This window comes from Serratia sp. CY52157, from assembly GCF_052168495.1.
GTDB classification, from domain to species: Bacteria; Pseudomonadota; Gammaproteobacteria; order Enterobacterales; family Enterobacteriaceae; genus Serratia; species Serratia ureilytica.
In genome coordinates, this window is the sequence record NZ_JBJNMO010000001.1 from 163,392 (window position 1) to 182,901 (window position 19,510).

General features: G+C 61.3%; 18 protein-coding genes. 7 read left to right on the forward strand and 11 right to left on the reverse strand.

What is annotated here, in order from left to right; translation table 11 throughout:
* Nucleotides 1–67 precede the first annotated feature (67 nt).
* From ACJ8IP_RS00750 to ACJ8IP_RS00770, 5 genes are read right to left on the reverse strand one after another with little or no spacing between them, the layout of a single operon-like run.
* Nucleotides 68–787, reverse strand: a complete 720-nt coding sequence (locus tag ACJ8IP_RS00750; RefSeq protein ID WP_442524274.1) for an enoyl-CoA hydratase-related protein — start codon at nucleotides 785–787, stop codon at nucleotides 68–70.
* Nucleotides 780–1,952, reverse strand: coding sequence for an MFS transporter (locus ACJ8IP_RS00755; protein WP_033642618.1), 1,173 nt, complete (start codon nucleotides 1,950–1,952; stop codon nucleotides 780–782). The genes ACJ8IP_RS00750 and ACJ8IP_RS00755 overlap by 8 nt, the downstream gene beginning before the upstream one ends.
* Nucleotides 1,949–3,160, reverse strand: coding sequence for a 5-aminolevulinate synthase (gene hemA, locus ACJ8IP_RS00760; RefSeq protein WP_094141843.1), 1,212 nt, complete (start codon nucleotides 3,158–3,160; stop codon nucleotides 1,949–1,951). Before hemA ends, ACJ8IP_RS00755 begins: the two co-directional genes overlap by 4 nt.
* A 15-nt stretch (nucleotides 3,161–3,175) precedes the next feature.
* Entirely contained in the window at nucleotides 3,176–4,387 is a 1,212-nt protein-coding gene (locus tag ACJ8IP_RS00765) for an acetyl-CoA C-acyltransferase (protein ID WP_233788463.1), read from the reverse strand.
* A 9-nt stretch (nucleotides 4,388–4,396) separates the two neighbouring features.
* Nucleotides 4,397–5,926: a 3-hydroxyacyl-CoA dehydrogenase NAD-binding domain-containing protein gene (locus ACJ8IP_RS00770; RefSeq protein ID WP_046686803.1), complete on the reverse strand. Its 1,530-nt coding sequence runs from the start codon at nucleotides 5,924–5,926 to the stop codon at nucleotides 4,397–4,399.
* A 347-nt stretch (nucleotides 5,927–6,273) separates the two neighbouring features.
* On the opposite strand from ACJ8IP_RS00770, the gene ACJ8IP_RS00775 reads away from it, so the two are divergent.
* The 3 genes from ACJ8IP_RS00775 (at nucleotide 6,274) to ACJ8IP_RS00785 (ending at nucleotide 8,456) form a co-directional block, all read left to right on the forward strand.
* Entirely contained in the window at nucleotides 6,274–6,990 is a 717-nt protein-coding gene (locus ACJ8IP_RS00775) for an autoinducer binding domain-containing protein (RefSeq protein ID WP_033642622.1), read from the forward strand.
* A gap of 179 nt (nucleotides 6,991–7,169) precedes the next feature.
* Nucleotides 7,170–7,598, forward strand: coding sequence for a universal stress protein (locus ACJ8IP_RS00780; protein ID WP_442524275.1), 429 nt, complete (start codon nucleotides 7,170–7,172; stop codon nucleotides 7,596–7,598).
* 177 nt (nucleotides 7,599–7,775) lie between these two features.
* Nucleotides 7,776–8,456: a hypothetical protein gene (locus ACJ8IP_RS00785; RefSeq protein ID WP_033642624.1), complete on the forward strand. Its 681-nt coding sequence runs from the start codon at nucleotides 7,776–7,778 to the stop codon at nucleotides 8,454–8,456.
* Between the two features lie 46 nt (nucleotides 8,457–8,502).
* Here the strand turns inward: ACJ8IP_RS00785 and ACJ8IP_RS00790 are convergent, their stop codons facing one another.
* From ACJ8IP_RS00790 to ACJ8IP_RS00810, 5 genes are all read right to left on the reverse strand, one after another.
* Complete coding sequence (locus ACJ8IP_RS00790; RefSeq protein ID WP_033642625.1) at nucleotides 8,503–9,516, reverse strand: Ldh family oxidoreductase; 1,014 nt, start codon at nucleotides 9,514–9,516, stop codon at nucleotides 8,503–8,505.
* Nucleotides 9,517–9,534: 18 nt separating this feature from the next.
* Nucleotides 9,535–11,100, reverse strand: a complete 1,566-nt coding sequence (locus tag ACJ8IP_RS00795; protein WP_033642626.1) for an APC family permease — start codon at nucleotides 11,098–11,100, stop codon at nucleotides 9,535–9,537.
* A 44-nt stretch (nucleotides 11,101–11,144) separates the two neighbouring features.
* Nucleotides 11,145–12,761 (reverse strand): aldehyde dehydrogenase (NADP(+)), encoded by a 1,617-nt coding sequence (locus tag ACJ8IP_RS00800; RefSeq protein WP_197749734.1) that lies wholly within the window; start codon nucleotides 12,759–12,761, stop codon nucleotides 11,145–11,147.
* A 54-nt stretch (nucleotides 12,762–12,815) separates the two neighbouring features.
* Nucleotides 12,816–13,736 (reverse strand): dihydrodipicolinate synthase family protein, encoded by a 921-nt coding sequence (locus ACJ8IP_RS00805; protein WP_442524276.1) that lies wholly within the window; start codon nucleotides 13,734–13,736, stop codon nucleotides 12,816–12,818.
* A 207-nt stretch (nucleotides 13,737–13,943) separates the two neighbouring features.
* Nucleotides 13,944–14,798, reverse strand: a complete 855-nt coding sequence (locus ACJ8IP_RS00810; RefSeq protein ID WP_033642629.1) for an AraC family transcriptional regulator — start codon at nucleotides 14,796–14,798, stop codon at nucleotides 13,944–13,946.
* 387 nt (nucleotides 14,799–15,185) lie between these two features.
* Between ACJ8IP_RS00810 and ACJ8IP_RS00815 the strand changes: the two genes are divergently transcribed.
* Genes ACJ8IP_RS00815 through ACJ8IP_RS00830 form a run of 4 tightly spaced genes read left to right on the forward strand, consistent with a single transcriptional unit; the run spans nucleotide 15,186 to nucleotide 18,775 of the window.
* Nucleotides 15,186–16,133, forward strand: coding sequence for a 4-hydroxyproline epimerase (locus ACJ8IP_RS00815; protein ID WP_033642630.1), 948 nt, complete (start codon nucleotides 15,186–15,188; stop codon nucleotides 16,131–16,133).
* Nucleotides 16,133–17,257, forward strand: a complete 1,125-nt coding sequence (locus ACJ8IP_RS00820; RefSeq protein WP_197801251.1) for an NAD(P)/FAD-dependent oxidoreductase — start codon at nucleotides 16,133–16,135, stop codon at nucleotides 17,255–17,257. The genes ACJ8IP_RS00815 and ACJ8IP_RS00820 overlap by 1 nt, the downstream gene beginning before the upstream one ends.
* On the forward strand, nucleotides 17,254–17,514 hold the full coding sequence (locus ACJ8IP_RS00825) for a (2Fe-2S)-binding protein (RefSeq protein ID WP_047571994.1): 261 nt from the start codon (nucleotides 17,254–17,256) through the stop codon (nucleotides 17,512–17,514). The genes ACJ8IP_RS00820 and ACJ8IP_RS00825 overlap by 4 nt, the downstream gene beginning before the upstream one ends.
* On the forward strand, nucleotides 17,507–18,775 hold the full coding sequence (locus tag ACJ8IP_RS00830) for an NAD(P)/FAD-dependent oxidoreductase (protein ID WP_042784164.1): 1,269 nt from the start codon (nucleotides 17,507–17,509) through the stop codon (nucleotides 18,773–18,775). Before ACJ8IP_RS00825 ends, ACJ8IP_RS00830 begins: the two co-directional genes overlap by 8 nt.
* A gap of 47 nt (nucleotides 18,776–18,822) precedes the next feature.
* Here the strand turns inward: ACJ8IP_RS00830 and ACJ8IP_RS00835 are convergent, their stop codons facing one another.
* Nucleotides 18,823–19,182 carry a hypothetical protein gene (locus tag ACJ8IP_RS00835; RefSeq protein ID WP_033642634.1) on the reverse strand — a complete coding sequence of 120 codons (360 nt, stop codon included), beginning with the start codon at nucleotides 19,180–19,182 and terminating at the stop codon, nucleotides 18,823–18,825.
* Between the last annotated feature and the right edge of the window lie 328 nt (nucleotides 19,183–19,510).

The following is a 19,510-nucleotide window of genomic DNA, read 5'->3' on the forward strand; positions in this document are numbered from 1 at the left end:
AAATGAGCTGTGGCGGGGAGGCGCAGCGGGAAATGCCGGCTCAGGCAAGCCGGCAAGCAATAAGGGGTTAACGACGAGCGGCCGCCTGACGCAGGCGTTCGACCGGCGCCTGCTGAAAATCGAACGATGGCGCCTCGCGCTGCGTCAGCCCCTGGCGCACGATGGCCTTCACGGCCAGGCTGGCGGCGAGATCCTTCCCGGCGATCTGCTCGGCGATGCGCAGCGCTTCCTCCCGGGCCGAGCCCTCGCTGATGCGGGAAATGGCGCCGTGTGACAGGGCCTCCCGCGCACCGACGGTTCTGCCGGTCAGCAGCCAGTCGAGGGCGACATAGGGGGAAACTCGCGCCGGCAAGCGCGCGCATCCGCCTTGCGCGGCGACCAATCCGAGCCCGGTTTCGGGGAAGCTGAAGCGCGCGTTCTGGCCGGCGACGATCAGATCGCAAGCCAGGGCGAGCTCAAAGCCGCCCCCGTAAGCGATGCCGTCAACGGCGGCGATGATCACCTTGGCGATCTGCGCATGGATCAGCCCCCCGAATCCCTCCGGCGTGACGATGGGCAGTTCGCCCTGTCGGAACTCGTTGACATCCATGCCGGCGGAAAATACCGCCGGCTGACCGGCCAGGACGATCGCGCGTATCGTATCGTCATTATCCGCCTGCCGCAGGTAACTGCGGATCAACTCGGCCATCTGCAGGTTGATGGCGTTCTTTTTCTCCGGCCGATTGAGGGTGATGACCGCAACCTGCGCGCCATAACGTTCGTAAAGCACCGGCGGTGATTCACTCATCGCTGGCCTCCCCGCGGAAAAAGATCAGCGTCAACAGCAGGGCGATGGCGCCGAGCGGCAGCGAAAACAGCGGCAAATAGTGGGCCGGCAACGCGTAGAGCGTCAGGCCGCCCAGCATGCCGCCCGCCGCGATGCCGGCGTACAGCACCGAGCTGTTGAGCGACACGGTCAGCGCGCCAAAACGCTTCGACAGCGACAACAGGTGATGTTGGATTGGCACCAGATACATCCAGCCGGTAATGCCCCAGATAAGAAAGATGGCCAATACCCACCACGGCGAGGTGACGTAAAAGGCCAGCAGGAACAGGGACAGCGTCTGGATCGCCACCGAAAACAGCAGCACGAATTTGCTGCCTAGGGCGTCGGTCAGCGCGCCGGAGGCAAAATTGCCGATCACCGCGCCAATGCCGAACACCAGCAGCGCCAAAGGCAGAATGGCTTCCGGGCCGAACTGGGTGTCTTTCAACAGCACGCTGACGTAGCTGTAAACAATGTGCTCCGAGCACACGGCGAAAAAGGTGATCAGCAGCGTGGTCAGCACCGCCTTTTGCCGCAGCGGGGCGAGCCGTTCTTTCAACGAATGTTTGCCCGGCGCCGCAATGGCGCGCAGCGCCAGCGACAGGCCGAGCAGCGCCACCGCCCCCAGCAGGGCGATGAACAGAAAGATGTCGCGCCAGCCGATCAGTTTGGCCAGAAAGGTGCCGAACGGAATACCGAGCGCGATGGCCAGCGTCATGCCGCCATAGACGATGGAAATAGCCAGGCCGCGGCGTTTTTCCGCCACCAGCCCCACCGCGGCGGCGGCGGCCTGCGGGGTGTAACAGGCCGCGCCCAATGCCGCCAGCACTCGGCCGAACGATATCTGCAGGTAGCTGGTGGCCCAGGCGCAGGCCAGGTTGCCGGCGATGAACAGCACCAGCGCCAACTGCAGGATGTGCTTGCGGTTGACGTTGCCCAGCAGCCAGGCGGTCAGAGGCGCAAACAGCATGTAGGCCAGCGCGAATACCGATATCAACTGCCCCGCTTGCGCGGGGCTGACGGCAAATGTCGCGGAAATGTCGCTGAGCACGCCGGCGACGATAAAGGCGTCGGTGCCGATGGCGAAGGTGCCGGTCGCCATCAGACACAGCGTGACCAGATGGCCGTTATAATCCGCTAACTTCATCCCGCCCTCCGCAGATCGTTTACCGCCCAGACCCGGCTCAATGCCGCCAGGAAGGTCTCCACGTCGGCATGGGAATGCGCCGAGGTCGGCGTCACCCGCAGCCGCTCGCTGCCTGCAGGCACCGTCGGGGCATTGACCGGTTGCACGTAAATGTCGTGCTCATCGAGCAGCACTTTGCTGATGTGTTTGTTGCGATGGGGATCGCCGACCAGCAGCGGCAGGATATGGCTGTCTGCCGACACCAGCGGGATGCCGGCGGCGCGCAGACCGGTCTTCAGGTGATCGACGATCGCCAGCAGGTGCTTGCGTTGGGTGTCGTGCTCGAGGTTGTATTTAAAGCTGGCCAACGCGGCGGCCACCACCGGCGCCGGCGACGAGGTGCTGAAGACGAATGCCGGCGCCCAGCTGCGCACGGCTTCCACCACCGAACGGGGCGCGGCGATATAGCCGCCCGCCGCACCGTAAGACTTGCCGAACCCGCCCTGGATAATGGTGATTTTATCCAACAGGCCCAGCTGTTCGGCATAGCCCAGCCCCCGTTCGCCATACACGCCGGCCGAATGAATTTCGTCGAGATAGGTCAGCGCCTGATACTGTTCCGCCAGCGCCACAATCTGCGCCAGGGGAGCAAAGTCACCGTCCATGGAATACAGCGACTCAAAGGCGATCAGCTTTGGCCGCGCCGGATCGGCGGCCTGCAGCAGCTCGGCGAGGTGCGCCACGTCGTTATGGCGGAAGATTTTTTTCTCCGCCTTGCTGTAGCGAATCCCGTAAATCATCGAGGCGTGATTCAGTTCGTCAGAGAACACGATCAGATCGGGAATGGCGTCGCACAGGGTGGACAAGGTGGCGTCGTTGGCGCCGAAGCCGGTGGTGAACAGCAGCGCCGACTCTTTGCCGTAGGCGCTGGCCAGCAGCGTTTCCAGTTCAGTGTGATAGACCGAGGTGCCGGAAATGCTGCGGGCGCCGCAGGTACCTAACCCGACTCGGTTAACCGCGTCGGTGGTGGCCAGCAGCACTTTGGGGTGGTGGCTCATGGCCAGATAGTCGTTTGAGCACCAGACGTTGAGACGGCGCTCGCCTTGCTGCCCGTGGCTGGTGGCCCAGGGTTTGTCCTGCACGCCGCGTTCAAGGTTGAGGAACTCGCGAAAACGCCCCTGTTTTTTGGTTTCCGCCAACTTTTCTTCAAGAATGTTCAGTACGCTCATAGCATGTTCCTTGTGTTAAACGGCTTTAAGGTTTAATGACAGCCCCTGACCGACGCCGACGCACATTGTGACCAATGCGTTGCCGGCCTGCCGATCGCGTAATTCCAGCGCCGCCGACAGCACCAGGCGCGCGCCGGACATTCCCAGCGGATGGCCGAGCGCGATGGCGCCGCCGTTTGGGTTGACGCGCGCGTCGCCGGCGTCGATGCGCCAGTGTTTCAGCGCGGCCAGAACCTGCGCGGCGAAGGCTTCGTTAATCTCGATGATGTCAAAATCATTCAGCGTGAAACCGCCGCGCTGCAGTAAGCGCTCGGTGGAGGCGATTGGCCCCAGCCCCATCAGCGCCGGCGCGACGCCGGCGGCCGCGCTGTCGCCGATCTCCGCCAGCGGTTGCCAGCCCTGGCGTTTCACGTAGCGCCCGGAGGCCAGCAGCAGCGCGGCGGCGCCGTCATTGATGCCGGAAGAGTTGCCGGCGGTGACCGAACCACCGGCGGCGAAGGCCGGTTTCAGCGCCTGCAACTGCTGCAGCGTGCTGAGCCGGGGGAATTCGTCCTGTGCGAATATACGGGTGGTTTTACGATCCGCCGGCACATCCACGGGCGTGATTTCCCGCGCCAATCGACCACTGTCGATCGCCCGGCGGGCTTTTTGCTGCGAGCCCAACGCGAACAGATCCTGTTCCTCGCGTGAGATACCCTGCTGTTGGGCCACGTTTTCCGCCGTGATGCCCAGCGGATCGCTGCCGTAGCGTTCCGCCAGGCGCGGGTTGACAAAGCGCCATCCCAGCGTGGTGTCGTACAGCTTTACCCCCTTGTCGAACGGCGTTTCGCCCTTGCTCAGCACATAGGGCGCGCGGCTCATGCTTTCCACGCCGCCGGCCAGAATCAGTTCGCTGAGGCCGCTGCGGATTTTCGCCGCGGCGTAGATCACCGCATCCAACCCGGAGGCGCAAAGGCGGTTGAGGGTGATGGCCGGCACCGACTGATCCAACCCGGAAAGCAGCGTCGCCATGCGGGCGACGTTGCGGTTGTCTTCGCCGGACTGGTTGGCGCAGCCCAGCACTACTTCATCCAGATCCTGCTGCACCACCGGATGGCGCTGAAACAGGCTGCGAATAATCGTCGCCGCCATATCATCGGGGCGGGTATGCGCCAGGCTGCCGCCATAGGCGCCGATCGCCGTGCGCGTGCCGTCGATCAGATAAACACCGTCATCTTTAATGCTCATCATGGATCCTTAAGGCGTGGTGGTCAGCGCCGGTTGGGCGGCGTGCAGAAGGGTGTAATGCGGCGCATAGCGCGCCGCGTGCAGCAATTGCGCCAGGTTGCTCAGCGTCGTCCTGACATTTTCCTCCCCGAGGCGAGTGAGCCAGCCGAAAATACCGTCGGCGTAGTTCACGCCGGCGACGGCGGCGACATCAATGTCTTCCCGGCTGCAGACGCCGCTTTCCACCATGATCACCGACTCGTTGATCAGGCTGCTGAGCACGCGGGCGACGATCAGGGCCGGGGAATCCTTGATAAATTCCACCTGCGGGATCGCGGTGTGCAGCAGGCGTAAAAACAGCGCCTTATTGGCTGCAGAGGCGTGGCGGCTATGCGCCGCCACCAGGTACGCCGTATCGCCGTAGTTCAGGGCGACATCGACGACAAAGGCGTCCGCCGCGGTCTGTTCGGCAAGCTGGTTTGCCGTGCGGCCATCGGTAACGCTGACGGTGAAAGCGTCATTAACCTGAATGGCGGCGCCCAGGCCCGGTAATGTCGGCCGTTGTTCCACGCGCAGCCGCGGCCATTGCAGGGTGGCCCGCTGCTGTAGCAGAGTAAAGAGAGGATGTTCACCGTAAATGCGTAGCGTCTCGACCTCCGCATCGACGGCGGCCGCAAGCGGCGGAGGAGATTCTTCGGCGGAAAAATAGGAGCGGCCGTTCTTTTTGCCCAACAGACCGGCATCGACCAGCGAGCGCTGCAGATGGCCCGGGGTATAGCGCGGATCGTACTGCATGTCCTGCCAAATTTGCCGGCTGACCTGATAGTTGATGTCCTGACCGATAAAATCGGTCAGCTCGAGCGGCCCCATGCGAAAGTGTCCGCCGGCTTTGAGGGCGCGGTCGATCTGCGGCGCACGCGCCACGTGTTCTTCCAACAGGCGGAACCCTTCCAGATAGTAGGGGCGGGCCATACGGTTGACGATAAATCCCGGCGTGGCCTGACAGACGACATCGCGTTTCCCCAACGCCGCCACCAGTTGACGGCAACGTTCGGTGGTAACCTGTGCGGTAAAATAGGCCGGAATGATTTCAATCAGCTTCATCAGCGGCGCGGGGTTGAAAAAGTGCAAACCGATAAAGCGTTCGCTGTGCGTCACCGCCGTCGCCAGCTTATTAAGCGACAGTGAGGAGGTATTGGTGGCGATCAGCGTGTCGGGCTTGACCGTCGCGGCGATGGCCGCCAGCACTTCGAGTTTGGCTTGCTCATGCTCTGCGATGGTTTCGATCACCAGATCGCTGTCGGCGATGGCCCCAAATTCCGCGGAGAACGTCAGATTAGCCAGCACCGCGTCTTTGTCCTGCAGCGCGAGCTTGCCCTGTTCCACCTTTTTGTTCAGGTCTTGCACGATAGCGTCGCGAGCTTGATTGAGGGTATTGCCGTTGCGATTATAAAGCACCGTACGAATGCTTTTTTGCGCCAAAAGATAAGCGATGCCTCTGCCCATCGTTCCCGCGCCGATAATCGCAGCCGATTGAATTGCCGCATTACTTTCTGCCATAGAAAATCCCCGTCACTGTATGCCATGCGAAATTCGCAAATGCTTATTATCTCTTTGGATTTACGGCGGCACCGGGTGCCTGTGAGGAAAGTAATTGGCGGTGTCTTGACTGTCTAACGGTAGAAATGACAGGTTTACCTGCAGACGGGGTTATGCTATTCGCGTAGTTTTGCGGCTCAGCCCAATAAAAAGACTTATTCTGAGGGAAATAAACCGGGGAATAGCTTTTTTCGTTATAGCGTTCGTATTTTTTATTATATGAAACGGCTATTGGCGCCGGGCGGCGATATCCTATAGTGAGTCTGACCTATCGATAAATCGACATCGCTATTTGGAGAACCTGCGTTATGGATACCCGCACTCAACGGCTCATGGCGGAGGTGATTGGCAGTTTGACCGATCGCGAACGTTTTCTGACCCAACTGGGGCGCTGCGTCGAGGCGCTGGGTTTTGATTATTTCTCCTACATCGTTTTTTCCTGTTATCCGGCGAGCCGGCCAAAAATGCGGGTTGAAGGAACGTTTCCGGCGCGCTATCTCGAGGATTATCGGCGGCAGCGGGCGTATTTGCAGGATCCTGTCATCGAACGAGCCCACCATTCCACGCTGCAATTCCAGTGGGACGAAAGTTTTTATCACGAGCGGCCGGCGCTTTGGCAGCGCATGTCGCAGTTTGGTCTGCACACCGGGTGGTCGCAATCGGTCAAGGATTGCTATGGCCGCCTGGGGATCCTGACTTTTGCCGGCAAGACGCTGCCGCAGCAAACGCCGCAGGCCGGCGCGGTGAATGAACTCTTTTTCCTTTGGCTGGCGCAAACCGCCCACAAAACGCTGCGTGAAGCGTTGATATCGGTGAACGACGAAGCGATAAAAGATGTGCTGACGCTGCGTGAGAAAGATATCTTGCGCTGGTGCAGCGAAGGCAAAACGGCGGAAGAGATCGCGCTGCTGATGGGGGTGAGTGAACGTACGATCAATTTCCATATCGGTAACTCGATTAAAAAACTTTCGGTCGCCAATAAGACCGCAGCCACCGCCAAAGCCGTTTATTTACAGCTGATTTAATTGCGAGAAATAAATAATTAATCGCCTATCAGTTAGCGGCGCGATGTTTATATTTTGTTAAATTAAGCATTGTCCTGATCAGTATTTACCCCCGATCACAAAAGCGTGATAAAGCGGTTCACCGCGCCCGTGCGCGGCAGTACTCTGTAGGCACCCGGTTTACATAGAAAGGATGTGATATGTACAAGACTATTTTAGTGCCGATAGATATTGAAGAGGATCTGTTGACCGAGCATGCGCTGAAGCATGTGGAATATTTGGCGAAGATGTCCGGCGCTAAAGTGCATTTTTTCCATGCGCTGCCGGATGCCTCGGCTTTTGTTACTGCCTATTCGTTCGGTCTCAAGGAGTTTGAGAATCAGGCGGAAGTGAAGGCGGTGGAGAAGCTGAAGAAAATCATGTCGGAAATCGATCTGCCGTTAGATCGCCTCAATTACACCGTCAGCTTTGGCTCTGCGCGCGATCAGGTGCTGGAACTGGCGGAAGAGATCGACGCCGATCTGATCATCATCGGTTCGCGTCGCCCGAGCGTGAAAACTTATCTGTTGGGCTCCAACGCCGCCGCCATCGTTCGCCATGCCAATATATCGGTGATGGTGGTCCGATAATCCTCCTTTAAGCCCGCCGTTTTCATGCGCGTTCTGCGGTCGCCGGTCGGCCGCAGAACGCAGGCTGCTTTATTGCCATCTCAGCCTGAGCTGCTACGATTTTAGCTGACGTTTTTTATGCCGACTGGGCCAGCGGCCTTGCGCATATTCTTTATTTCAGCCAGAAGAGGGGCAGCCATGCCATTAGAAGTCGATGGGATCATCAGAGGCGATCGAGGCAGTGAACCGAGCCATTGGCAACATACGCCAACCAAACCGCTTATCACGCTGACCTGGCATCACACCATCCCCTGGAACTGTTTACGTAATGTCTGGAATGGTCTGGTGGCTGGCGAGCACTGGAACGCGCTCGACGAGTTTATGAATCTGATCGGTGTGCCTAACCGCGCCGAGGTGCTCAAACAGATCAAGAATGAAAATCTGCAGGATCGCGATGGGTTACATACCCTGGTGACCTGGCAAGGCTGGAATATCGTCGAGGGTCCGGGTAACGAATATCGCGCGCAGGGTGACGATCCCGGTGAAAATTTCGACGACTGGTCCGGCAAAGGCATGAGCACGAATCAGCAAGCGACGCTACAGCAGGTCAAAGTGTTGTATCAGGTGATGGCACCGCTGGGAAGCCGCGCGCTGGACGCCGCCAGACAGGCGCCGAACATTACTGCGGAAGAAGCGAGCGTCTTGCAACGAACGATTAAACAGACCCGCCCAACGTTGCGCGGAAAGGAACCGATCCGGTGGCAAGAGGGCATGTGGCACAAAGTGCAACCTGGTAAAGAGGCAAAACATTTCGCCCAATGGGACAGCAAACCCGTGTGGCGCAAGCGCCTGCACAGCGACTTGGCTCAGGCAGGCTAAACTTCGCCCCGCGCCGGATTGGCGGCGCGGGGGCATCAATTCGGCGCTAATCGCACAGCGCCGCTATCTCGTCGTACAGCGTCCTGGGGATTTCCACGCCGTATTGTTCGCTGTGGCGTCGTTGCCGATAGCGCCGCTCGCCGGGAATGCGGGCGCCTTGCGCTTGCATGTCGGCAAACATCGCCTCCGCGCTGGCGAAATACCGCTCCTTATCCGCGCCGAGAAAACGCTCGGGATCCAACGCGATGATCAGTTCACCGCCGTAGGGCGATGAACCCGTGCCGTCGTCATAGGCCAGCGATTCTTTGCTGGTCATGTCGCCGATCAGCGGCCCAGCCAACAATTCAACCATGGCCGCCAGCGCCGAGCCTTTATGGCCGCCGAAAGTCAGCATCGCGCCCTCCAACACGCTGGCGGCGTCGGTGGAGGGGTTGCCTGCCTTATCAATGCCCCAGCCTTCCGGCAGCGGGGTGCCGGCGCGGCGATGCAATTCGATTTCGCCGCGCGCCGCCGCGCTGGTGGCCATGTCGAACAAAAACGGCGGCCGAGCCGGGCGCGGCCAGCCGAAGGCGATGGGGTTGGTGCCGAATAGCGGGCGTGAGCCGCCGGCCGGCGTCACCCAGGCGTGGCTGGGCGTGCAGGCTAAGGCCACTAAACCCTGTTCGGTCAGCGGTTCGATGTCGGCCCACAGCGCGGAGAAATGCACGCAGCGGTTGATCGCCAGGGCGGCGATGCCGTTGGCGCGCACCTTATCGATAAAGGCCGGCAGAGCGGTGCGGTAGGCGAGCAGGGAAAAGGCGCCGCCGGCATCGGCGCGCAAGATGGCCGGCGCCTGGTCGAAGAGCCTGGGTTTCGCATCGGCAGAGACTTTGCCCGCCCGTAATGAGCGGACGCAGCCCAACAGCCGGTACAACCCGTGCGAAGCACAGCCGTCGCGCTCGCCCTGAATGACATTTTGCGCCACTGTCTCGGCATGCGCCTGATTGAAGCCGTTGCAGCGCAGTGCGCGTAGCGCCAGTTGATAAGCGTGTTCCAGCGACAAAACGTGCATGGTTGTCATTTCGATGTCCTCCCTGGGTCATTCTTCTTCATCGCCGATAAAATTGGCCTGGGGTAAACAGGTATAGGCGCCCCAGTAGTAAATCGCCAGCGCAATCACCGCCATGGTGAGGGTGTCCCACGGATGAGCAATAGCGCCGATGCCGCCGAAACTGCTAAGGTAGGAAAGCGCGATCGTCAGCGCATAGAAGACGATTAGCCACAGCGAGGACCAAATTTGCTGCCTGAGGCTAACGGCGTGGGTCGGCACCTGATTCTTGAACAGGATGTAGATGAAGAACATCAGTATCTGCAAGCCGAGCAACCAGGAGACGGTGTCCCAGCCGGACCAGAAGACGATCAGCGCCGAAATGATAAATGACAGCGGGCCGAGCACGCAGAAACCGCGCACCCGGAACGGACGCGGCATATCGGGCGCATTGCGCCGCAGCCCGGCGGCGGTGACCGGGGCGATGGCGTAACTCAGCACCAGCGCGGCGGACACCACGCCGATCAGCTTTTCCCACGATGGGAACGGCAGCGTCCAGAAGACCGAGAGGGCGAAGGTGAGCCACAACGCCGGGCGCGGGATACCGGATTCACCATCCACCCGGGTGAACAGTTTGAAGAAGGTGCCGGCGCGCGCCCACCCGTAGATCACGCGAGGCGTAGCGTTCATGTAGATGTTGCCGGTGCCGCTGGGCGAAACGATCGCGTCGCTGACCACCAGAAACGCCAGCCATCCCATGCCGAGCGTGATGGCGATATCGCGGAACGGCAGGGAAAACTGTTGGCTGATGCCGGCCCAGCCGCCGCTCAGCATCTCGCTGGGGATACTGCCGAGAAACGCTATCTGCAGCAGCACATAGATGATGGTGGACAGCACTACCGACAGGATCAGCGCGATGGGAATGGTGCGCTGCGGTTTTTGCACCTCGCTGGCGACCGAAATGATCGGCGTCAGGCCGAGGTAGGCGAAGATGATGCCGCCGGCGGAAATGGCGGCTTCAACCCCGGCGGAACCGAAGGGGGCAAAGCCCTGGCTGTGCAGGTTTTCCGGTTTGAAAAAGCTGAACAGCACCACGATCACCAACAGCGGCACCAGAAACTTCAGCACGCTGATGAGATTATTGGATTTGGCGAAGGTTTTGACGCTGTAGTAGTTGAGCGCGAAGAAAAAGCACAGCAGCGCCAACTGCACCAGCCAGCCGAGCGCTGTCGGATCGCCGGAACCCGGCTGGCTGAGGAGCGGGAACCAGGCGGCGGCGTACTGACGGGCGGCGACGACCTCGATAGCGATCAGGCTGGAGAAGGCGATCAGCGTGATAAACCCCAGCAGATAGCCCATCAATTCGCCGTGCGAGAACACCGGATAGCGAATGATGCCGCCGGCGCGCGGCAGGGCGGCGCCCAGCTCGCAGTAGACGATGCCCAGCAGCAGCACCGCCAGGCCGCCGATCAGCCAGGAATAGATGCCGGCGGGGCCGGCGATGGAGGAGACATGGCTGGCGGCGAACAGCCAGCCTGAGCCGAATATGGCGCCCAGACCGATGAACGTCAGATCGGTGAGCGTAAGCTGCTTCTTGAATTTGCCTTGGGTTGTCATGGTATTACCCTTTTGTTATTGAGTGGCAGGCAGATGCGGCCGGGCTAATGTTGGGCAGGTGAAACTATGGGATCTCGGGTGTAAACGCCGTTCACCAGCCGCAGCAGGTTGAGCGGGTTGGCGTCCTGCAGCGGCGGCGGCAGCAGCGCCGCCGGGGTGTTTTGCAGGCAGACCGGCCGCAGGAAACGCTCGATGGCCAGCGTGCCTACCGAGGTGCCGCGTGCGTCGCTGGTCGCCGGATAAGGGCCCCCGTGCACCATGGCGTCGCACACCTCTACCCCGGTTGGATACCCGTTGAACAGCACCCGGCCGGCTTTGCGCGTCAGCAATGCCGTCAGCCCGGCGGCCATATCGAGATCGCCGTCTTCCGCCAGCAGCGTGACGGTCAGCTGGCCTTGCAACGCCGCCAGCGCCGCATGCAGCTGCGCTTCGTTATCTACCGCCACCAGCACGCTGGCCGGGCCGAAGACCTCTGTTTGCAGCAGCGGATCGGCCTGCAGCAGCAATGTTTCCTCCGCCTGATAAAGCTGCGCCGCTGCCCGGTGGGGCAGAATCTCGCGCCCCCCCGCCAGATGCCGTATGTGCGGATGGGCATCGAGCGCGGCCAGCCCGCGCCGGTAGTGCTCCAGCGTGCCGGCATTCAGCATCGGCTGTGGGGGGGCGGCGTCGACCAATGCGCTCATCTTCGCGGCCAACCGTTCGAAGGCGACGCCGCGCAGCGCGACGATCACGCCGGGCTTGGTGCAAAACTGGCCACAGCCGAGTGTGAAGGAGGAGACCAGTTCCTGCGCGATGTGCTGCCCGCGCCGAGCCAACGCCTGCGGCAGGATCACGACCGGGTTAATGCTCGACATCTCGGCGAAGACCGGGATCGGCTGGGGACGCTGCGCGGCCAGATCGAACAGTGCCCGGCCGCCTTGCAGTGAGCCGGTAAACCCCACGGCCTGAATCGCCGGGTGCTGCACCAGCTCGGCTCCCACACGGTTGCCGAAGATCATGTTGAAGACGCCGGCGGGCATGCCCATACGTTCCCTTGCGCGCTCGATCGCCTGAGCGGTCAGCTCGGCGGTGATCATATGGCCGCTGTGTGCCTTGAACACGACCGGGCAGCCGGCGGCGAGCGCGGCGGCGGTATCACCGCCCGCGGTGGAAAACGCCAGCGGAAAGTTGCTGGCGCCGAACACCGCCACCGGACCGAGCGCCGTGCGATATTGACGCAGATCGGGACGCGGCAGAGGAGAACGCAGCGGCAACGCGCAGTCGATGCGCACGCCCTCGACGTCGCCGCGTCGCAGCAGCGTGGCGAACAGCCGCATCTGGCCGCTGGTTCTGGCGCGTTCGCCGCTTAACCGCGCCGGCGGCAGGGCGGTTTCCTGCATGGCGAAGGCGAAGAAGGTCTCATCCAACGCGTCCAGCTCCTCGGCGATGGCGTCGAGAAAACTCGCGCGTTGTTCGGCGCTGCATTGCGAATAGGGATCAAAGGCCGCCGCGGCGGCTTCGGCGGCGGCGGCGGTTTCTGCCGCCGTAGCCTGGTGGAAGCGGTAGCCGGTCGGCTGACCGTCGTCGGCGCGCAGGCTGAGCAGCGCCGCTTCTCCCGTAGCACGGCGCTGGCCGCCGATAAATTGTTGGCCGCTGATGGCGGCATCGCGAGCGTTGGGCATGGGTCCCCCCGGTAGAGAAAGTGCGACGCCCGGCGTGGCCGGGCGGTGAAGGCGTTACAGGCCGACGTTCGGCAGCGTGGGACGAGTGGCCAGCGCTTTATCGATCACGGCGTTGATTTCGGAGAGCGTTTCACCCTGCAGCGCCAGACGCGGCGGGCGAGTGATGGCGCTGCCGCGGCCGACCCGCTGTTCGCACAGCTTGATGCATTGCACCAGATCGGGGCGGGCATCGAGATGCAGCAGCGGCATGAACCAGCTGTACAGCGCCAGCGCTTCCTCATAGCGTTTTTCCTTCGCCAGACGGAACAGGGTTTCCCCTTCGCGCGGGAAAGCGTTGGACATGCCAGAGATCCAGCCTTGCGCGCCGACGGCGATGCTCTCCAGCACCACATCATCCAATCCGGCGAACAGTACGAAGCGATCGCCGACTTCGTTGCGCAGATCGATAAAGCGGCGGGTGTCGCCCGACGAGTCTTTGAAACACACGATGTTCTCGCAGTCGACCAGTGAGGTCAGGATGTCGGGCGTGACGTCATTTTTGTAAATGGGAGGGTTGTTGTAGACCATGATCGGCAGATCGGTAGCGCCGGCGACGCTGCGAAAGTGCGCGGCGGTTTCGTGCGGCTTGGCGGAGTAGACCAGCGCCGGCATCACCATAATGCCGTCGACGCCGGCCTTTTGCGCTTCACGCGCCATGTTTTGCGCGAAGGCGGTGGTGAATTCGGCGATGCCGGCGATCACCGGCACTTGGCCGTCGGCGGCGTCCCTTGCCACTTCGATCACCGCCAGCTTTTCCTGTACCGTCATCGAGGTGTTTTCACCGACGGTGCCGCAGACGACCAGGCCGGAGACGCCGTCGCGCACCAGGTTTTTGATCACCGTATGCGTGGCGTCGAGGTCCAGAGAAAAATCGTTGCGGAACTGGGTCGTCACCGCCGGGAATACGCCGCTCCAGCTTAGGGTTTTATGGCTCATCGTGTTTGTCCTGTCGTCCGAAAGTGTTAATAAAAAGTGAATCTTTGGTGAGGCTCACCGACAGATTGACCGGTATTGCACAGGGAGGCTTGACGCTTTTCGCCGATTGCTGCGACGAAATTGGCACAATGGCGCCGGAAAGCGGGCATGCAGAAATCGGGCGCCGGTGCGCCATAAAGAATGCTTTTAATGCGGTAAATCAGCGAATTAAGCGGAAAGCGTCAGGCGGAAATCGCGCGGTGTGGAACCGGTCATCGCTTTGAACTGACGGCTGAAGGCGCTGTGATCGGTATAGCCGCACTGCAGCGCGATGTCGGTGATCGGCAGCTCGCCCGCCAGCAGTTCCGTGGCTTTTTCCAGCCGCACTTTGTGGATCATCTGGCGCGGAGTGAGGTGGAAGATACGTTTGCAGTAGCGTTCTATCTGCGCCACCGATAACCCGGTCAACGCCGTCAGCTCCTCGAGCGCGATCGGCCGGGCGTAGTGGCGGCGGATGTATACGTCGATCGCGGCCAGCCGTTGGTAAGCCGGATGATTGGCTTTGGCCTCTTGCAGATCGTGTGAAATGCCCGCCATTCCGATGATTTTTCCCTGCGCGTCGTACAGCGCCAGCTTTTGCGTCAGGCACCAGCCGGTTTCACGGCCGTTGTACAGGTGCATTTCCAGCTGATCCTGGATCAGCACGCCGTGGCGCAATACCCGCAGATCTTGCTCGGTGTAGCCTGATCCGAGCTGCGCGGGGAAAACGTCGGCGGACGTCTTGCCCAGCAGCGGCGCGACGGTCTTGAAGCCGCAGCGCCTGGCCAGCGTCAGGTTGGCCAACAGGTAGCGCGCCTGGGCGTCTTTGATAAAGAACACCACATTGGGAATCGCGTTCAGCAACGGCGCGATCAGCGCCAGCGTATTGAGCAGATCGCGCAGGTTGTTCGGACGCTGCTGCGCCAGCCCGTCGCACAGGCGCGACAAATGTTCGACGGCGAAAACGTCCTCCTGATCCGGCAGCTCCACCAGGGCAGGCGGTGAGGGAGAAATCTGATGTTGATGGTCTGAAATGGATCGCATAGCAGTCCCTTTTCGGTCGTTAGCCGGAAAAACAGGCGGCCAGGTTGGCGCTTTCGCATCAATATTAACTTTTTTGTAACGAATCAAGCGCTATTTCCGGCTGGCTACCAAATATGCGGATCGCCGCATACTTTTGCCGGACGGCGCGCGCCGGTTGCTTGAAAACTGCGGTATTTCTCGCTACGCGGTGGTCTAGCATGAAAGTAACGTCATGATAAATAAGTTATTGTTATGGTTGCGTTAAACGTATGCCCGTGATGGGCCAGGCTAGCCTGTCGTCATTGTGCTGATTTCTTCATTCGCCACGCCGAAACGCATCAAGCCGTCATGCGCGCATTCGTTCAGGCTAACGCCATTGGTAACATCTCATTAACCCTGGAGACGCCGATGGCACTTTCTGCGCATATCACCGCTTTGCGGGCGATCGATTCTCATACCGGCGGGGAGCCGACCCGGCTGATCGTCGAAGGCTTCCCCGACCTTGGCGAAGGCAGCATGGCGGAACGGCGGGCGCATTTCGCGCAACATTATGACGATTGGCGCTGCGCGGTGATGCTCGAACCCCGCGGCAATGACGTGTTGGTGGGGGCGTTGCTGTGTCGGCCTTGTTCGCCGCAGGCTACCGCCGGGGTGATCTTTTTCAACAACACCGGCTATCTGGGCATGTGCGGCCACGGCACTATCGGGCTGATTGCTTCGTTGGCGCATCTCGGGCGCATCCGCGCCGGGCGTCATCTGATCGAGACCCCGGTCGGCCCGGTGAACGCCACGCTGCATGATGACGGCAGCGTTACCGTAGAGAACGTGGCGGCTTATCGTTATCGCCACCAGGTGCGAGTTGAGGTGGCCGGTTACGGCCCGGTGACGGGGGACATTGCCTGGGGGGGAAACTGGTTTTTTCTCATCGGCGAGTCGCCGTTGACCATCGATAAACACAATCTGGAGGCGCTGACCGCGTTCACCTGGGCGGTCCGGCAGGCGCTTGAACAGGCGGGCATTCGTGGCGAAGACGGCGGGGCGATCGACCATATCGAGCTGTTCGGTGACGATCCGCAGGCCGACAGCCGCAGCTTCGTGCTGTGCCCCGGCAAAGCCTACGATCGATCGCCGTGCGGCACCGGCACCAGCGCCAAGCTGGCGTGTCTGGCGGCGGACGGCAAACTGGCGCCCGATATGCACTGGCGCCAGGCCAGCGTCATCGGCAGCGAATTCCAGGCTTATTACCGCTGGAACGGCGAGCGCATCACCCCCTTTATTCGTGGGCAGGCTTATGTATGCGCCGATAGCCAACTGCTGCTCGACGAACGCGATCCTTTTGTCTGGGGCATACGCTGATGGGCGGCGGACGGGGAGTTGATGCCATCGTGGTGGGTGCCGGCATCATCGGCGCCGCCTGCGCCTGGCGGTTGGCGAGGGAGGGGTACCGCGTCTCGGTGGTGGACGACTGTCGCGCCGGCGCCACCGCCGCCGGCATGGGGCACCTGGTATGCATGGACGACAACCCGGCCGAGCTGGCGTTGAGCGCTTATTCGCTGCGGTTATGGCGTGAAGTGACGGGCCGGATGCCGCAAGCCTGCGCCTGGCGCGGCTGCGGAACGCTGTGGTTGGCGGAGCAAGCGAATGAAATGGCCATCGCCGAACAGAAGCGGGCGCGGCTGGCGGAGCAGGGCGTGGCGGCGGAACTGCTGACGGCGGAGCAGGTTGCCGCTATGGAGCCGATGCTGCGGCAGGGGCTTGCCGGTGGGCTGCGGGTGCCGGGCGACGGCATTTTGTATGCGCCGAACGCGGCGCGTTGGCTGTTGGCCGACGCTGGCATGGCGATCGATGTGGTGCAGGGTGAAGCGATCGCGCTGGACGAGGCGGCGGTGCGATTGGCGGACGGCAGAGAGCTGGCGGCGCCGGTGGTCGTCTTGGCCTGCGGCCTGCGGGCCAATGATTTGTTGTCGCAGCCGTTGCTGCGTGCCAAGAAGGGCCACCTGGCGATCACCGATCGTTATCCGCCGCGGGTGCGGCATCAGTTGGTGGAGCTGGGGTATGGCGCCAGCGCGCATGCCAGCGACGGCGCCTCCGTGGCGTTCAATGTGCAGGCGCGGCCCACGGGGCAATGGCTGATCGGTTCTTCCCGCCAGTTCGATTCCGTCGATTCGTCATTGGATATGCCGCTGCTGGCGGCGATGCTCATGCGCGCGCAGCATTTCTTGCCCGCACTGGCGCAGCTGAACATCATTCGCTGTTGGACCGGGCTGCGCGCCGCCTCTGCCGATGGATTGCCGCTGTTGGGCGCGCATCCGCGGCATACCTGGTTGTGGTTGGCGTTGGGGCATGAGGGACTGGGCGTCACGACCGCCCTCGGCAGCGCCGCGCTGCTTGCCGCGCAGATCGGCCGGCAGGCGCCGGAGATTGACGATTCCCCGTATTTGGCGGCGCGGGCGTTTGCCGCCGAGGAGCTGTCCGTATGAAAGAGAAGCAAAACACGCTCGCGTTGAGCATCGACGGTAAACCTTACCGGGTGCCGGTTGGCATCAGCGTTGCCGCGGCGCTCAGTTTGTGCGGCGGGGATCATTGCCGGTTGTCGATTTCACGCCAGCCGCGCGCACCATTTTGCGGCATGGGCGTTTGTCAGGAGTGCCGGGTAACCATTAACGGTCTGCGCCGCCTGGCGTGCCAGACGTTGTGCCAATCCGACATGCGAATTGAGAGGAGCGATGATGAGTGACTTCGATTGCGAGGTGCTGATCGTCGGCGCCGGGCCGGCCGGCATGGCGGCAGCGCTGGCGGCGGCGGAAAACGGGGGGCAGATACGGGTGATCGATGATAATCCGCACCCCGGTGGGCAAATCTGGCGTGATGGGCCGCAGGTGGCTTTGCCTGAAGCGGCGAGACGATATCGGCAGGCGATGGCGGCGCGGGAAAATATTGTGCTGCACTCCGGCTGCAAGCTGGTGGCGCAGTGTGGCGCTAACCGATTGGCGTATGAAGACGCCGAAGGCTGCGGCGTGATTCGCTATCAAAAGCTGATTCTATGCAATGGCGCCCGTGAACTGCTGTTGCCGTTTCCTGGCTGGACGTTGCCGGGAGTGAGCGGCGCCGGTGGTCTACAGGCGCAAATCAAGCAGGGGCTGGCGATCCGCGGCGAGCGGGTGGTGATAGCCGGCAGCGGTCCGTTGCTGCTGGCGGTGGCGAAAAGTGTGAAACAGGCCGGTGGCGAGGTCGTGCTGGTAGCGGAACAGGCGGCTCTGCGGCGATTGGCGGCGTTCGCCGGCGGCCTGTGGCGTTGGCCGTCCAAGCTGCGTCAGTCGTTTTCTCTGATTCAGCCTCATTACCGTGCCGATAGCCGAGTATTGGCGGCATTGGGGCAAGAGCGCTTGACGTCAGTGCGCGTCGGCAACGGCGGGCGGGAAAGTACGGTGGCCTGCGACAGGCTGGCCTGCGGCTTCGGTTTGGTGGCGAATATTGAACTGGCGATGCTGCTGGGATGCCGGATCGCACACGACGCCGTCGCGGTGGATTATTGGCAGCAAACCAGCCAGGCGCAAATTTATGCCGCCGGAGAGTGTACCGGTATCGGCGGCAGTGAACTGGCGCTCACCACCGGCGCCATCGCCGGTTATGCCGCCACCGGGCAAAAGGCAAAAGCCGAATCCCTGACGGCGCAGCGGCGGCGATGGCGGCGTTTCGCCACGTCGACAGCGGCCGCTTTTGCGCTTGATGAACGCATGAGTTATCTGGCCAAACCGCAGACGCTGCTGTGCCGCTGCGAAGACGTCACGCTGGAACAGGTATGCCATCAACCGGACTGGAACACGGCCAAGCTGAGCAGCCGCTGTGGTATGGGAGCCTGTCAGGGCAAGGTTTGCGCGACGGCGGCGCGGCACCTGTTGGGGTGGCCTTTGCCGCCGCCACGCGCCCCTTTAACGCCGGTGCGGACGGAAACGCTGGTTGCTCTGGGAAGGCATTGCAGCGACGACGATAATTGATGGGGCATCGCGGCAGTGGCGTTTCAGTCCAAATCGATTTCGCTGTATCACCACTGCGGCCAATAGTAGGTTTTCTCTCGCCAGCCCTTGCCGTACATACAAGCCTCGATGGTGGCGTTTCGGGCTGACTGATTGCGATCGGTCTGTACCGTTTTGATCGACGGCTCTTTGTCATAGCGATATCCCGATGGACAATCTTTCTTATTCTTCTCGCAAGGGATGTATTTGTTTTCGTAGCTGAACTCTACGTCCCGCACGACGTCTGGCGGGAAGCGATCGTAGCCCCGACTGCGGCATTCGGCATATTCGGCATTTCGGGTGCTCTCAACTGCGCCGGGTCTTTCCCATTGGGTACAGGCAGTCATCATCAATAACGGCAAAACAATCAAACAACGGTAATTCTTCATGGTGTCCCTAACTCTTCCTCTATCCTGGTGATCACTGACTAGGAATCTTCCCAATCAGCGATGCGAAAAAGTGTAATCAACTGACGACACAATTGGAAATGATAATGGTTATTGTTTAGGTGTGATTGAGGCAACGGCACCCTGAAATGCGCCGTCGGCGATAGGGGAGAGGCTTACAAGGGGCAGATCTGACGATGAGAGTGTGTGGGCAGAGCGATTTTATATCTTTTCTCTTTTTGCTGCATGGCCTGGTCATTATCTCAGCGTTATGAGAGGGAAGAACAGTATGCAAGCTAAGTATTTTCTTATCCTGTTTAAATGGAATTTT